Genomic DNA, 16,131 nt, shown 5'->3' on the forward strand with positions numbered 1-16,131 from the left:
ATGAGTCAAGGTATATACGATTAATTTTACTCAGTTTAGTACCTACCAGTCAAGCTATATCTCAAATATTACCGAAAAACTTCCATTCGATGTTAGATAAATGAAATGTTTGTCCGAAAAAACGATCATTTTTAACCATTTTTGTACTCATTTATAACATGCGCTGAATATAGCTGAAGCGTGCTCCACCCAATGGCGAACGTGCGCAGAGTAGTTCTCCATTCAACCGGGTAGCAATTTGACGACAAATAGCCAATCCAAGACCTGTGACACCATTCGAGCCCGCATAGAATCTTCCGAACACCTCGGTTGCCTCTTGTTCGGTCAGCCCTTCCCCATCATCATCCACATGTATAACCCATACAACCTCCGGTGTTGTCCCTGTCTCCAAATGAATGACAACCTCCGTAGAGGTGTGCCGAACTGCATTTTGCAACAAATTCAATATCATACGGAACAATTGCTCGGCCGGAACGGCCACATGCAGGCCCTCTCCCTCCACTCGAAGCGAGATAGAACGCTCAGCAGCCACCGGCATCAATAGATGAACAGCATCCTCCGCCATGCTTCTAAGATCAACCAGAGAGACAGGCCATTCTTCATTCAGCGCCTCCAGCCTCGATAGCTGCAGCAGCTTTTCCACCATGTCAATTAACCGCTGGGACTGCACTTTGATGATACTCAGTCCTTCGTCCTGGGATACCACTTGATCCTGAATGGCATATACATAGCCTTGAATCGACATTAACGGCGTCCTTAGCTCGTGAGATACATTTTGTAGAAATTCAATTTGACCGTGATGGTGCTGCTGAATACGGGCGGACATGGAATGAAAGGTGCCGATCAGCTCGCCAATCTCACTTTTATCCGCCTGTGGAAAATCACTATCCTGCGGCTGATTCGGCTCATAGTTGCCAACCGCCTCTTTCAATCGTTTGAGCGGACGCACCAGACGTGAGACCACCATCAGACCAATGACGAGAATCACTAAAAAACCCGCGATGATAGACAGTAATGTGGTTCTCATTAAAGGTACATACAGTGCTCTCAAAGAAGATAAGGGTGAGTATACAAAAATACGAAAAGGTTGTCCGGGCAATTCTTCATTCGTAAACAGTACCTTTTTACCTTGAAGCACAGCCATCCCTTCATGTGTAGCGGTCAGATCCTGGGCAGACGGATGAACCGATGCAAAAAATCCCTGGCGGATCAAAAGCAAATGTTCGATCTTTTTGCCTTCCATTCCAGAGACGCTTGAGTCGATGATGCGGTTATCCGTGCTTAAAATAAAGTAATCGGCAGATAAAAGCACGCCCTTGATAACATAGTTCAATTCAGCATTATCCAGTCGATCAAAGCCTCCGTCGCTCATAATATGGACGGCTTTGCGCGCCTGCTCATGAAGCTTGGATTTGGCCTGATTCACCAGAATGTCGTCGATAAGCCTGATGAATAAAACCACCGTAATACAGACAGTAATAAGCATGGCGATGGACAGGGAAAGCAGTATTTTAGCTCTCATCGTACGCATGGTTACAACTCCTGAACTGTTGCTTTATATCCGAAACCCCATACGGTGTTAATGACGAGCGTAGAGTGGTATTCAGCCAACTTTTTGCGAATCCGTTTGACCAGATCATCCACGACTCTCACATCACCTATAAAATCATAGCTCCACACCTGCTGAATCAGATGCTCCCTGCCAAAAGGTCTTTCCAGATGATTCGCAAGAAACAGCAGCAGGTCGAATTCACGTGAGGTCAAATTCAGCTCTTGTCCGTCCACTGTGACTTTACGAAAGTCAGCAAAAATACACAGATTGCCCGCATGGCATAGATCTGCGTTTTCTGCCGCTTGCCTATCGTCCGATGCAGACATCCCGGCCTTGCTCAGTCTCAGCATCGCTTTGACCCTTCCTACCAACTCCCTTGGATTAAAGGGCTTGGTCAAAAAATCACTGCATCCCAGCTCCAGCCCGTGAATACGGTCGTTTTCTTCTCCACGGGCAGAGATCATAATGATCGGCATTTCCGTAAACTCACGAAGCTGAGTCAGTAGAGAAAGCCCATCAATGCCAGGCATCATAATATCAAGAACGAGACAATCCGGACGGTTCGTACGGATATGCTCTACCAGTGTTTTACCACTGGAAAAGGAAGTGACCTCGTAGGATTCTTTTTTCAAATATTCAGATATTAATTGCAAAATGAACACATCGTCATCCACTACTACTATTTTTGTCATGACCTTAACCCCTTGCCGTTGTTCTGGATGCTCCCATCCTCTCTTTAAGCTTAACAGAAGCCTAGCAGAATAGACAAAAGACGGGTATACCGTTCCCGGTCCCGTCTTTCTTATCATGAATCGCTGCTGTATATGCCAGGCGAGCTGAGTGCTAACTATGCATCAATCTTATTTCTTGGTTGTTACTACTTTAGCTGCTGCTTTTGGAGTTGTTTTCACTGTTTTTGGGGCTGTTCTTGCTGGGACTACTTTTTTTACTGGAGCTTTGTGGGTCACTTTTTTAGCTACGACATGGTGTGCACGGGTTTTATGTGCTGCTACCTTGCGTTGAACAGCTTTATGTTTTTTTGCATGATGTTTAACTGTGCGGTGTTTTGCTTTTACTGCTTTTACTTTGTGGCTTGCCACTTTTTTCGCAACGGCTTTTTTGGCAGGGGCTTTCTTCGCTTTGGTTGTTGCTTTATGAGCTGTTGCAGCTTTTTTAACGGGTGCTTTCACCTCAGGTGTTTTCATTACAGGTGCTTTTGCCGGTGTTTTGCTAGCAGGAGTCGTAACTACTGGAGCTTTGGTGGCAGGGGCAGTGGTGGCTGGAGTTGTGGTTGTTGGAGTTGTTGTTGCTGTAGCGGCGAATGCGCTGCTTGCTCCTCCCAGTACACTTACTACGGTCAATACGGCTGCTGCATTTTTAGTCCATTTTTTCATGATTGAATCACCTCTCCTTTAAAGTATCTTTAGCTTATCAGGAGAATTCGGCATAATTGTGGAGCAAATGTGTGAAAAGTATATGAAAAAGCGTGCAGCCCTGTATTTAGAAAATACATGAGTCTGCACGCTATGAGTTCTACAATAACCATCTTCAACTAGCCAATGGCGATCCAGGAAATAATACCATAATTATGCGCGGTTTCGTTCCACTTGGTTACGACGATCACTGCTCCATTCGGCGTCTGAGATTTCAGCGTCGCATGAAAGAGAGGGTGGTTCGTCATCGCTACCAACGTGTAGTCTGGGTTTACAAAAGGCTCCCCGAATACAATGGTCACTTCCGTCTCTCCTTCACTGCCTTTCAAAAGAAATGGCGCTCTGCCGAACTGCTGCAATGCGGGCTGATTCGCACAAGTACGGACCGGAGTGATGCTCAAATGCTCCGGCTTCACTGCGTTCAGCTCCAGCTCACGTGAGCCTACAGAGCCTTCCACCAGATGATGACCTTCAATGCTCTGCTCTGCCACATGATGGCTTTGTACCGCAGCAGCCTGCAGATGCTCTGGTCCCACAGCTTCCGGGCTCAGCACCTCGCTGTCGACGGCCTGAGCTTGCAGATGGCTACGAGATACACTGTTTGCCTGAAGTCTGTCGCCACTGACACCTTCCTCTGGCAAAAGTCCCGAGAGATGAATATCTGTGGACAGCTGAGCCAGTGTCACCGAGCCCGGCTTTAGGTGATGCGAATCAATAACTTCCTCTCCAATGTGGTGGCTTTCAATAGCCTCCTCAGCCACATGGCGGGACTGTACCGTTCCATCTGCCAGCTTGCTGGACGTCACTGCTCCTTCCTGTATAGCATCCTCAGCCACCGCCTGCCAGCTTACATGCTGTGGCTGAATAGCCCCTGCTTGCAGATGCTCCGACTGGACTGAATCCAGCGCGATATGCCTGGACTGCACCACGCCCTCTGCCAGTGCGGACCCTTGGATCGCCCCCTCGGCCAAATGCTGAGCGTGTACGGCATGCTCCGTTAAATGCACGGAGTTTATGCTGGCTTCTGCCAAATTCGAAGCACGCACCGCCCGAAGTGCAAGCTTCTCAGCGTTCACGCTGCCTGCCTGGAGCGCGTGAACCGATATACTCCCCGGTGCAATATGCCGAGTCATCACTGCCGAAGCCTGCAAATGATCAGAGGTGACGGATTCAGGAGCCAAATGGCTCGACTGGACGGCCTCTTCTGCCAAATGATTGGATTGCACCGCTTCGTCCGTAATGTGCCACGGCTGGACCGAATGAGGAGATATTTTGGCGGCAGTTACGCCATCATCCGCCAGTTTGTCGGACGTAACGGACTCATTCTGCAAAGCATCGGTCGATATTGCTTGTGAGGCGATATGCACACCTTGAATAGTTCCAAGGTGCAGATGGTGCGGTTGAATAGACTCCGGTGCGATATGCACGGACTTCACTGCCCCCTCTGCCAGCGCTCTGTCCTGTACAACACCGGGTGCCAAATGCCGAGGGTGTACGGCATGCTCAGACAGCTGTGAAGGACCGACGCTTCCTTCCGCGAGATTCGTCGCTTGCACCGAGCGTGCCGCCAGTTTTTCCGAGGTGATGCTTTCTGCTTGAAGCGCACGACCTGACACACTGTCCTGGGCCAGATGTCTCGCAAATACCGAGGAAGCCTGTAAATGATCAGAGGTGACGGATTCAGGAGCCAGATGGCTCGACTGGACGGCCTCTTCTGCCAAGTGATTGGCTTGCACCGCTTCGTCTGTAATGTGCCATGGCTGGACTGAGTGAGCAGACAGCTTGGCGGCAGTCACGCCCTCATCCGCCAGTTTGTCGGACGTAACGGACTCATTCTGCAAAGCATCGGTCGGTATTGCTTGTAAGGCGATGTGCACACCCTGAATGGTTCCCGTTTGCAGATGATGCGACTGGATGGACTCCGGTGCGATATGCACGGACTTTACTACTCCTTCTGCTAGCGCTCTGTCCTGTACTGCACCAGGTGCCAAATGCCGGGGGTGTACGGCATACTCAGACAACTGTGAAGGGCCTACGCTTCCTTCCGCGAGATTCGTCGCTTGCACCGAGCGTACCGCCAGCTTTTCCGAGGTGACGCTTTCTGCTTGAAGCGCATGACCTGACACACTGTCCTGGGCCAGATGGCTCGCAAACACCGAGGAAGCCTGTAAATGGGCAGAGCTGACGGATTCCGGGGCCAGATGGCTCGACTGGACGGCCTCTTCTGCCAAATGTTTGGCTTGCACCGCTTCGTCTGTAATGTGCCACGGCTGGACCGAGTGGGCTGACAGCTTGGCGGCAGTCACGCCCTCATCCGCCAATTTGTCGGACGTAACGGACTCATCCTGCAAAGCATCGGTCGCTATCGCCTGTGAGGCGATATGCACACCTTGAATGGTTCCCATTTGCAGATGATGCGACTGGATGGACTCCGGTGCGATATGCACGGATTTCACTGCCCCTTCTGCCAGCGCTCTGTCCTGTACTGCGCCGGGTGCCAAATGTCGGGGGTGTATCGCCTGCGCTGACAGATGTGAAGGGCCGATGCTGCTTTCCGCGAGATTTATCGCTCGTACCGAGTGTACCGCCAGCTTTTCCGAGGTGATGCTTTCTGCTTGAAGCGCACTACTGGATACGCTATCCGGGGCCAGATGGCTCGCAAGCACCGTCGAAGCCTGCAAATGGACAGAGCTGACGGATTCCCGGGCCAAATGGTTGGACTGGACGGCCTCTTCTGCCAAATGATTGGCTTGCACCGCTTCGTCTGTAATGTGCCAGGACTGGACCGAGTGGGCAGACAGCTTGGCGGCAGTCACGCTCTCATCCGCCAGTTTGTCGGACATAACGGACTCATCCTGCAAAGCATCAGTCGATATGGACTGTGAGGCGATATGTTCTCCCTGAATGGTTCCCATTTGCAAATGATACGACTGGATGGACTCCGGTGCGATGTGGCCAGATTTCACCGCCCCTTCTGCCAGCGTTCTGTCCTGTACTGCGCCAGTTGCCAAGTGCCGGGTGTGTATCGCTTGCGTAGACAGATGTGGGGGGCCGACGCTGCCTTCCGCGAGATTCGTCGCTTGTACTGAGTGTGCCGCCAGCTTTTCCGAGGTGATGCTTTCTGCTTGAAGCGCACTACTGGATACGCTATCCGGGGCCAGATGGCTCGCAAGCACCGCCGAAGCCTGTAAATGGGCAGAGGTGACCGATTTCTGGGCCAAATGGTGGGACTGAACGGCTTCTTCTGCCAAATGTTTGGCTTGCACCGCTTCGTCTGTAATGTGCCACATCTGAACCGAGTGGGCTGACAGCTTGGCGGCAGTCACGCCCTCATCCGCCAGTTTGTCGGACGTAACGGACTCATCCTGTAAAGCATCAGTCGATATGGAATGTGAGGCGATGTGCTCTCCCTGAATGGTTCCCATTTGCAGATGATGCGGCTGGATGGATTCCGGTGCGATGTGCACGGATTTCACTGCCCCCTCTGCCAGTGCTCTATCCTGTACTGCTCCAGCTGCCAGATGTCGGGTGTGTACCGACTGCGCAGAAAGATGTGAAGGGCCGATGCTGCCTTCCGCGAGGTTCATTCCTTGTACCGAGCGCGCCGCCAGCTTTTCCGAGGTGACACTTTCCGCTTGAAGCGCACGACCTGACACACTATCCGGGGCCAAATGTCTCGTGAGCACCGAGGAAGCCTGTATATGCACCGAAGTGACCGCTCCTGCAGCCAGATGTGCCGAATCCACGGCCGCCACAGCCAAATGGTTGCTTTGTACAGCTTCGTCCATAATATGTCCGGACTGCACGGCATGGGCAGACAGTTTGGTGGGAGTTACGCTTCCCTCCGACAGTTTGGCAGAGGTGACCGATTCATCCTGTAAGGCCGGAGTCGCTATAGCCTGTAATGCGATATGCTCTCCCTGAATGACCCCGCTTTGCAAGTGCTCTGATTGGATGGATTCCGCTGCAAGATGCTCAGACTTAACAGCATTCTGGGCTAATATCGTGTCCTCTACTGCTCCTGCTGCCAAATGTCTGGTTTGTACGGCCTGTGCTGCCAAATGTCCTGGTCCCACGCTGTTTTCCGCCAGGTTGGAAGCCTGCACAGCCCTAGCCGCTAACTTCTCAGAAGTGACGCTTTCCGACTGAAGGGCGTGACCGGACACACTATCCGGGGCGAGATGTTTGGTTTGGATCGAAGCAGACTGCAAATGGTTAGAGGTGACCGATTCCGGAGCGAGATGATTCGCCTCCACTGCTTCAACAGCCAGATGGTTGCTCAGCACCGCTTTATCCGTAATATGCCATGGCTGCACAGAACGAGCAGACAGCTTGGAGGAAGTGACACTACCCTCAGCTAACTTAGGCGCAGTAATCGCCAAATCATTAATTTTATCCGTAGCCACACTTTCCGGCGATAGTTTCAGCGAAGTAACGGCATGGTCTTGCAAATGGTGGGAGTACACCGCTCCGTTTGCCAAATGCGCGGTTTGAACAGCGCCTTCACCTAGTATGTCTGCGGTAACGGACTGTTCTTGCAACGCCGCGGTTCCGACACTGTCTTCCCCAAGATGTTTGCTCTGTACAGAGCTCTGGGCCAAATGGGTCGAATCAACCGATTGAGCCTGTAACGCCTTTCCGCCCACACTGTTGTCGGCAAGGTGGTTTTCACGGATTACTCCCGTTGCAATGTGTACGTGGGTAATGACTTGCGACGCAATTTTATTTCCGGTTACTGCCCCTTTACCAATTTTGGTTTCTATAACCGCCTCGTCAGCGATTTTGTCAGACTTAATAGCGCTCGAAGCAATGTGATTTTCCTTGACAGCCTGATTCGCCACATGGTGATCCAGAACTGCACCCTTCCCTATTTTCTCGCTTGTCACAGCCCCGGAATGCAAATGTTGCTCCGTAACTGCCTCTGGTGCAATATGATCTTTCCGAATAATTTCGGATTGAAGATGCACAGAAGAGACTGCCTCCGGAGAGATCTGAGGCCCTTGTATGGCTGCTGTTGCAATATGTCTGGTAAGCACTGCCTCATCGGCAATTTTGTGTGGAAGAATGCTCTGATCCGATATTTTGGATGAAGTAACGGATTGATCAACAATTTGCAATGAGCCTACAGACTGATCTGCCAGTTTATTGGACTGAATACTCCGATCCGCGATATGCCGGGCTGTTACTTGGCCTGTTCCAAGCTGCTCTTCCCCGATGGAGCCAGGACTCAGATGCTTTCTTTCAATCGCTCCAGCCTGAATGTGTGCACTGGTAACTGCCTCAGACTCCAGATGACGCCCGCTGATAACACCTTCCTCCAATTGTTCCTTGCCCACAATTCCATTGGATAGCTGCTTGCGATTAATCGAACCGGGGGCCAGATGCCTTGCATGAACAGCATGCTCGGTCAGGTGCGCACTCTCAATGCTGCCAGCCTGGATTTTAGCCGCATCCACAGCCCCATCCCGCAGTTTGGAAGTGGTCACCGATTGATCGCCCAGTTTGGAGCTATCGACAGCCTCATTAGCCAAATTGTTCGATTGGATTGTACCACTGCGAATTTTATCAGAGGTAACCGCCTGATCTTGAAGCATATCTGAAGACACGATCCATTGCTTGAAGTGGCGGCTCTCAATGGAGCCATTCGCAATATGATCGCCGCTGATAATCTTATCAGCCAGCTTTTCTGGAGTGATGCTGCCATCTCGAAGTTTTTCACCACCGATGGAGCGATCCTGCAATTTACTGCCTGCCACCGATGCGTCCGACAGATGTTCCACTGTAATGGAGTCCGGGGCAATCTTTGAAGAAGTTACAGCACCGTCGGCTATCTTAATCGTTTGAACGGCATAATCCGCCAGAGATTCCGTGTGGATACTCTCTTGCTTCAACTTGCTGGAATCTATGGAAGCGGGAGCGATCTTCTCACCCGTTACAGCGAGATCGCTCAAATCGTCTGTATAAATGAAAGCGTTGTTTACATGCGGAGCCTTCTTATTGCTCAAAATTTCCTCCACATCAATTGGATCAGGTTCTGGTTCTGGCTCCGGCTCTAGCTCTGGTTCTGGCTCTTGGGGCTCCTCCATTGAAACTTGAGTCTCCTCAGCATCCGCACCTTCAACCTCTGTCTCATGTGAAGCCTCGACTTCAGGTTCGACAACAGTCTCTAGCTCCGGCTCCTCTGTGGTTGGGGGAGGCGGAGAAGCAACCTGATGAAGTCTTGCTCCTGTCTCCCTCTCCGCAGGCTGTGGTTTCACGCGCTGTATCATACTTAATTCATTCATATCCGGGTCAATTACACTATAGAGCGGCTTTTTGTTTCTTATGGTTTTGCGGCTCTTATTCTTCAAGCAGCTCTCTCCCTTCTCATATTTATCGTTACAGCATCATATGCAGGCACTTAGGCACTTGCCACCCCGTGCAAGGATACACTTTTGGGTAAAAAGGATACTTACTAAAATCCACGTTTGAAAAAAAATAGTTAAAAGTTAAAATAGTAAGGTGAAGATCGCTACAAGAAGAGAGGAATTACAATAACATGATTATCAAACCAAGAACACGTGGCTTTATCTGCACCACTGCTCATCCGGTGGGCTGTGCCCAACATGTTCAGGAGCAAATTGACTATGTACAGGCCCGTCCTGCTATCCAGGGACCCCGTAATGTACTTGTGATTGGGGCATCTGCCGGATATGGGTTGGCTTCTCGCATTACTGCCGCCTTCGGTGCACGTGCCAATACAATTGGTGTATATCGCCCTAGTAATGCTACGGCCACACGTACAGCATCGGCAGGCTGGTACAATTCTGCTGCATTTGAAAAAGCTGCTCAGGAAGCTGGGCTTAAGTCCTTAAGCGTGACAGGAGATGCCTTCTCGGATGAGGTCAAAGCCAAAACGGTGGAAGCCATTCGCGAAGAACTGGGACAAGTCGATCTAGTGGTTTATAGTGTCGCTTCAGGTCGCCGTACAAATCCCCGTACAGGCGAAACGTTTAATTCCGTGCTTAAACCTATTGGTAAGCCTTACACAAACAAGACCGTTAACTTCCACACCGGGGAAGTCAGCAGCGTGACGCTCGAACCCGCAACAGAAGAAGAGGTACAAGGAACTGTAGAAGTTATGGGCGGTGAGGACTGGAAATTGTGGATTGACGCCTTGCGTGCTGGCGGCGTACTCGCCGATACTGCAACTACCTTCTCTTTTTCGTACATCGGTTCAGATATTACACAAGCCATCTACAGAGAGGGCAGTATCGGAAGTGCAAAGGATCATCTGGAGGAGACAGCACGTCAGCTGAACGATCAGCTGAAAGTTACAGGCGGACGCGCCTTCGTCGCAGTCACCAAAGGACTCGTTACCCAATCTAGCTCTGCTATCCCTGTCGTTCCTCTGTATATTTCTGCTTTATATAAGGTAATGAAGGAAAAAGGGCTGCATGAAGGGTGCGTAGAACAGAGCTACCGCCTGTTTGCTGAGCGTCTGTACGCATCAGAAACTCCTGTAGATGAAGAAGGACGTATTCGCATTGATGATTGGGAACTGCGCGAAGACGTGCAGGCAGAGGTTGAGAAGATATGGGAGGCGCTGACGACCAACAATATCTACGAATTGTCAGATCTTGAAGGATATCGTCGCGAATTTTTCCAACTGTTTGGCTTTGAATTCGAGGGTGTGGACTATGATGCTGACATAGATCCCATCGTAAATATTCCTAACGTGCGCTAAGTCTTTTAGTGCTGTCCTTATGTTAGAAAAACATAAAAAAGCTGTCTCCGGCAGAGAAGCATTTCGTTCTGCATGGAGGACAGCTTTTGTTTTTTAGTTCAAAGGGACACTTGTGTCTACTTTGAACTGCAAATGAAGCAAACATTGCAATTTAAAAATTCATTTGATATTGTACAAGTAGGCATAGCAAAGTCCCTCTTCCTAATAAGAGGGTAAGCACAGTTAGACAAGTCCTACCTTGACTGACCGTGATACTATTTGCTCAGCCCATCACATCCATATAAGGAGGTGTACAACATGGCAAAAGACGTTCTATGTGAAGTCAACTCTTGTACGTACTGGGCCCAAGAGAATAAATGCAGCGCTAGCTCCATTTACATCGTAAGCAACAGACCAGAAGACACTCACAAGTCTGAAGAAACAGACTGCAAAACCTTCGAAGCCAAGTAAATCTTTGATTTCAAGCCTAGCTTTATAATGAAGGAGCCCATGCCCGGGTTCCTTCTTTCTTATGATATTCTAACAAGAATGATAATTATTATCAAGTTCTTTTTGCAGTAATGGAATGAATCTTTCGAAGCACAAAAGAAGCGTTGCCTGAACGATTCGCTCCGCTTCTTTTGTTTTTCTGTATAAGGTCAATTACTCAACGGGATTACCATTTCTAAGTCTTTATAGTATGTTTTAACCTCTTTACCCTGGGCATCCTTCATAGGCGCCCATTTCTTGTTGACGGTCAGCGTATACGGCCTGATGGTGATGGAAGAGGGTCTGGTTGCAAACGGAGCATACATTTCATCTTCGTGATATTTGAGCGCCGGAGCCTTGTAATAAATTCCCCTCATTTCTTGAGCAATCAGTTTGCCTTGCGGGTCCGCAATGTCATAATACATCTTGGTTGCACTCCAGTTTCCAGTCTGTTTGGATGTACTCGGCACTTTACCATTGCTATCAATAATGATCCGGGTATTGGCCGAGGAGAGCTCAATCTGCTTGACGGTATAACTGAAATCTCCGCTGCTCTGCGTTTTTTCCGGCTTAAGGACCAGTTTATCCTTCACCGTATTCTGCACAGGCACCTTAAATGCAAACGGTTCTTTAATACCGCTAACATTGATTTTTAATGCCATTTCAAATGAGTCTGGCAGATTTTTTTCAGATAATCCTTTGTCTATTGCGATTTCTAATGTATTATCCAACATTTTTTTATTTTCGTCGAATACCGCGTCTGAGACTCTCAATAAACTTATTTTTTCTCCATTAATAGATATTTGAGGATCTATTAGGTAACCCTTTTCTAACTTCCGGGATTTGTCCTTGCTAAAAGGAGGCATTGTACTGATCTTGTTGATCCCCTTGCGTTCAATTTGCACGGTCAGACGAATCCCGTCATATTTCACCTTTTTGACCGTCAGTGTGACGCCATCCCGGGTGAGACTGCTTGCGCTTGCCGCCGGGGCAGTTGATTGTGCAGCTGCTGTCTGGATTTGCGATGCAGTATCGGAAATCGTCACTCCTGTACCCATAATCATAGTTACTGAAGCTAGAATAGCCGATTTGAACATTATACGCTTCACTTTAATATATTGCTTCATTTGTATTTTCTCTCCTTTATCGTCCGGGTTGGGTTGTTTTATCATTGAGATGGAACTGGGATCGTCATTTCCAAATCCTTATGATATGTTTTGGCCCAATTTCCCTCTTGATCCTCTATCACAGACCAGTCCTTCTTAACCGTCATAGTGTACGGCTTGATCGTAATGGAGGTCGGTGTTTTTGCAAATGGACTGTATGCTTCATCCTCATGGTATTCGGAATCAGGACTGCGATGGAACAGACCTAACATATGTTGCTCCAGCTGATTTCCGTCCTGATCCACAATGTCGTAATACATTTTAGTCGCGCTTAAATCGCCTGATTGCTCCGCGGTGCTCGGTACTTTGCCCTTGCTGTCCACAATAAGACGGGTTGTTACCGGAGTCAGCTCGATCTGCTTCACCGTGTAACTGAACGTTCCGCTGCTCTGTGTCTTATCAGGCTTCAGCAAAATTTTGTTTTTGGATAAATTCTTCACCGGCACCTGAAATTCAAATGGCTCATGGAAGCCGCTCACATTCACTTTTACTGTAATCTCAAATTCGTCAGATAGATTTTTCTCCGACAGTCCTTTGGTGATTTCATACATAGCCATATTGTTGATGAGCTTGCCGTCTTCCTTTTTGCCAACCGCGTCCGTAAACGAACCGTACACCATCTTTTGTCCTTCAATAAAGACCTTAGGTGTGAACAAATACCCCTTTTTTTGCTTTTCCACGGGTACCTTCTCCAATGTATTCCCCTCAACACTCACGGCATCCTCGGGCAAATAAGGGGACATAATCCTCTCATCTTCTACCCCTTGGCGTTCAATCATGAACACCAGCCGTGTTCCGTCAAACATAACCTCTTTGATGTTCAAGGTCACTCCATCGCGGGATACACTCAAATGGGGTGTCGTCGTCAGTCCAGATTTACTGGCTTGCTGCAAGCTTCTGTCAAAATTATATTGGAATACGCTGCCGATCAACGGGATGTTTTTTAACGTTTCGGCCATAGCCGGAGACACAAAACCGCTTCCCAGCACCAGTCCTCCCAAAACTGCCGCAGCAGACGCACCGATAGCCACTCTTTGGGTCCATGTGCCTTTTTTATGAGTCAACTTCCTACTCACCATGTCCATTTCCTCCAACCTCTTCATAATGTCATCCGTATAGCTAACCTGAGGCATCTTCTTATTTTGGACCGTGCGGCGGATTTGCTCCATTTGCTCGTGTTCAGTTTGATCCTGCCATGCGCTCATTCGTTAGCCCTCCTTTTTTCATTTTTTGCTGAATCAGCTTTTTGCGTAACCGTTCATACTTTTTTCGTAAAGTCGCGGGCTTGCAATCCATAATTTCTCCGATCTCCTCAAAGCTGTATTGTTCCACAGCTTTCAACAGCACAAGATTTCTTTCTTCCGAATTCAGATTCATTAAAAGCTCATCGACTTCGCGTTCATCATCGGATGGATGGTAATCATCGAAATGTTGCTGTTGCTCTTTTTGTATCGATATTAATCGATGCCAGCGGCTTTTCTTCCTGATTTGATCCAGGCAGTGATAGTACGCCACTTTATAAAGCCACGCCGAAAAGGAAACCTGCTGTCGATATTTACCTATCGCCTGATATACTTTGATAAATATGTCCTGTACCGCATCCTCGGCTTCCTCGCGGTTTTTCAAAATGTAATAGCAATACGTATATATCTGCTTTTCAAAAGTACATATAATGGTGGCATAAGCCTGTTGATCGCCAGCTTTGACGCGCTCCACGACGGATTCTACATTTTCTGTATGGTCGTTGGCCCCGGGGCTGAACCGTTCCATAGGATCACCTCCTTGTGTGTCCGTCATCATTCTGTATAACGAATACCATCTTCATGATTGTGACAACTTCTATAAAAAATAAAAAAATTCTCGCTAAAGACAAAAAAAAGAAGCGTCGCTCTGAACGATTCGCTTCTTGTGCTTTATTTTTTGTAATAGTTCCTGCTTGGTTGGCTTCATTCGCACATGCTGTGAAATCTCGCCATAATGGTCATTCGTTTTGCGGCTCTGTGCCGCGCAATAGATTCCAGCGCGTTTTGCCTTGCTCAGCGCTTTTTGTGTTTGGGTACGTGCCATACGGCTTCACTCTCCTTCATCGGACTCCTTTTATCATAGCATCCAATAGTCAAATCGTGAATGGTTTGTCTGACTCAAGCATTCTTCAATTCATTAAATGTCTGAAAAAATATCCGGATCACCACTGGAGGCCGCCACAACAAAAACAATAACTATAAAAATGATGATCAGTGTATAAATCAGTGTACCGATAATACTACATACCAGTCCAGCAATGGCCATACCTCTGCCCTGCTCGCCATGACGGTTAATTTCCTTCAGGGAAAGACTGGACAAAATAATACCCACAATTCCGATGATCAACCCAAGATAGGGAATGACAACAGATAAAATCCCGAGCACCATCGAGGCAACAGCTTTACTATTGGTAGGTGGAACTACTGGGGGCTGGTTAAATGGGGCGTTATAATCGTTCGGCTCCTGAAAAGGATCGGAAGATCGAGGCTCCTTGTACAAGTCACTCATCTGTTAAATTCAACTCCAATAATTATAATAGCAATATATAAGTTCTAGGGTACCACAATCTTACAAATCAGGACAGTACTTATTTCAATTTTTTAAATTAGAACGTTGAAAAGAAGAAGCATAGCATCTTAGCACTTTTTGAGATAACCGGGCATACAGTATTGTACCTATTACAGATCAATTGCGCTCCATAAGAGCATCCTGCCAAGGAGGACGGAGCTATGTTATATCGTGCAACATCCCGCAGAAAGGGCTCGCCTCACCAACGTTTAAATGCAAACACACTTAGGATCATTTCCACTGCCATGCTGCCATTTTACAAAGCTATTGCAACTCGCCGTGCGTTTGCAGTTCAATGGTCACGCGCTGTCGTTCAGGGCAATTTGGATCGAATGAAATCCCTTCTCTGCTCAGTAGCGCCATTTGCCGCCAAACAAGGCTTAGGCACGAATGGCATCGGCTACTTTATTTCCTTTTTAGCTCAGCCACCGATGCTCTATTATACGAATGGAACAACGATTCCACCGGGAACTGTGCAGTTTACGTTTGAGCCAAGAGTTCATCGCGCCATCGCAAAAGCCGTTTTTCCGCTGTATCGCGAATTGGCACGCAATCCATGTTTTGCTTCTGCTCTAGCCAAAGCGATCAACAGACAAGACGAGCGTGCAGTTCATGTCATGATTCGTAGTTTGATTCCATCCTCTGCGCTGAAATCCATACAAATTGAGGATGATGGCTTTGCATTGCTTTTTAAGTATTCCTTTAGTAAGTACCCATATCGCAATCTGCTCTTTCGAGAGTTCACTTAAAAAGGTTGCTACTAGCGTGCTTGCTTGAGTTCTCCAATGAGCTCTTTTCCCAGTTGTATAGCCATATCTGTCAGCACTCGGATTTCGTCCTTGTTTGCATGATCCAAATGTGTCCCACAGCAAATGGCAAAATTGCCCGCAAACTCTTTTCGCAAACGAACTGCAATTTCTTCGGTAATATAAAACTCCTTGTGATTTTGCAATTGCACAGTTTGAATCGGCTCGAGTCTGGCCCCTGCTGTAATCGTTCCCAAATGCGGCTGATCACCGCCTGAAATGAGTACAATGATATCTTCCCCCATAAAATAGGCATCCAGTACAAGACGGATACGTCCGCTTTCTTTTTGCAAATGAATCATAGAATCCTCTCCTGCTAAAAAATATTGTTGTGAAACGATTCACTTTATAGAGTTCTACTCATTGTATCGCTTCTTGAACAGTTCGA

General features: G+C 48.2%; 13 protein-coding genes. 3 read left to right on the forward strand and 10 right to left on the reverse strand.

The features are described 5' to 3' along the window. Positions 1-151 precede the first annotated feature (151 nt). The 4 genes from NSQ68_RS18610 to NSQ68_RS18625 all read right to left on the reverse strand — a co-directional run bounded on the left by NSQ68_RS18610 (position 152) and on the right by NSQ68_RS18625 (position 9,335). Positions 152-1,531 carry a HAMP domain-containing sensor histidine kinase gene (locus NSQ68_RS18610; RefSeq protein ID WP_342426825.1) on the reverse strand — a complete coding sequence of 460 codons (1,380 nt, stop codon included), beginning with the start codon at positions 1,529-1,531 and terminating at the stop codon, positions 152-154. Between the two features lie 2 nt (positions 1,532-1,533). Beyond that, on the reverse strand, positions 1,534-2,244 hold the full coding sequence (locus NSQ68_RS18615) for a response regulator transcription factor (protein ID WP_209949782.1): 711 nt from the start codon (positions 2,242-2,244) through the stop codon (positions 1,534-1,536). 168 nt (positions 2,245-2,412) lie between these two features. After that, on the reverse strand, positions 2,413-2,946 hold the full coding sequence (locus NSQ68_RS18620; RefSeq protein ID WP_342426826.1) for a hypothetical protein: 534 nt from the start codon (positions 2,944-2,946) through the stop codon (positions 2,413-2,415). 158 nt (positions 2,947-3,104) lie between these two features. Continuing rightward, positions 3,105-9,335, reverse strand: coding sequence for a WIAG-tail domain (locus NSQ68_RS18625; protein WP_342426827.1), 6,231 nt, complete (start codon positions 9,333-9,335; stop codon positions 3,105-3,107). A 188-nt stretch (positions 9,336-9,523) separates the two neighbouring features. On the opposite strand from NSQ68_RS18625, the gene fabV reads away from it, so the two are divergent. Both fabV and NSQ68_RS18635 read left to right on the forward strand, forming a co-directional pair. Continuing rightward, complete coding sequence (fabV, locus tag NSQ68_RS18630) at positions 9,524-10,711, forward strand: enoyl-ACP reductase FabV (RefSeq protein ID WP_342426828.1); 1,188 nt, start codon at positions 9,524-9,526, stop codon at positions 10,709-10,711. Positions 10,712-11,008: 297 nt separating this feature from the next. After that, the gene (locus NSQ68_RS18635; protein WP_013311427.1) at positions 11,009-11,161 is read left to right on the forward strand and encodes a DUF1540 domain-containing protein; all 153 of its coding nucleotides are present in this window, start codon (positions 11,009-11,011) and stop codon (positions 11,159-11,161) included. Between the two features lie 188 nt (positions 11,162-11,349). Here the strand turns inward: NSQ68_RS18635 and NSQ68_RS18640 are convergent, their stop codons facing one another. The 5 genes from NSQ68_RS18640 to NSQ68_RS18660 form a co-directional block, all read right to left on the reverse strand. Further along, complete coding sequence (locus NSQ68_RS18640; RefSeq protein WP_342426829.1) at positions 11,350-12,306, reverse strand: DUF5643 domain-containing protein; 957 nt, start codon at positions 12,304-12,306, stop codon at positions 11,350-11,352. Positions 12,307-12,347: 41 nt separating this feature from the next. After that, the gene (locus NSQ68_RS18645; protein WP_342426830.1) at positions 12,348-13,550 is read right to left on the reverse strand and encodes a DUF4179 domain-containing protein; all 1,203 of its coding nucleotides are present in this window, start codon (positions 13,548-13,550) and stop codon (positions 12,348-12,350) included. Next, positions 13,525-14,115: a sigma-70 family RNA polymerase sigma factor gene (locus NSQ68_RS18650; RefSeq protein WP_250239962.1), complete on the reverse strand. Its 591-nt coding sequence runs from the start codon at positions 14,113-14,115 to the stop codon at positions 13,525-13,527. Before NSQ68_RS18650 ends, NSQ68_RS18645 begins: the two co-directional genes overlap by 26 nt. 93 nt (positions 14,116-14,208) lie before the next feature. Next, on the reverse strand, positions 14,209-14,412 hold the full coding sequence (locus NSQ68_RS18655; protein WP_342426831.1) for a hypothetical protein: 204 nt from the start codon (positions 14,410-14,412) through the stop codon (positions 14,209-14,211). Positions 14,413-14,505: 93 nt separating this feature from the next. Further along, complete coding sequence (locus NSQ68_RS18660; protein ID WP_342426832.1) at positions 14,506-14,877, reverse strand: DUF4190 domain-containing protein; 372 nt, start codon at positions 14,875-14,877, stop codon at positions 14,506-14,508. 221 nt (positions 14,878-15,098) lie between these two features. Between NSQ68_RS18660 and NSQ68_RS18665 the strand changes: the two genes are divergently transcribed. Next, entirely contained in the window at positions 15,099-15,686 is a 588-nt protein-coding gene (locus NSQ68_RS18665; RefSeq protein ID WP_342426833.1) for a hypothetical protein, read from the forward strand. 11 nt (positions 15,687-15,697) lie between these two features. Here NSQ68_RS18665 and NSQ68_RS18670 read toward each other — a convergent pair whose 3' ends face one another. Next, positions 15,698-16,045: a hypothetical protein gene (locus NSQ68_RS18670; protein WP_342426834.1), complete on the reverse strand. Its 348-nt coding sequence runs from the start codon at positions 16,043-16,045 to the stop codon at positions 15,698-15,700. Between the last annotated feature and the right edge of the window lie 86 nt (positions 16,046-16,131).

This window comes from Paenibacillus sp. FSL L8-0158 (assembly GCF_038592965.1).
GTDB lineage: Bacteria > Bacillota > Bacilli > Paenibacillales > Paenibacillaceae > Paenibacillus > Paenibacillus polymyxa_D.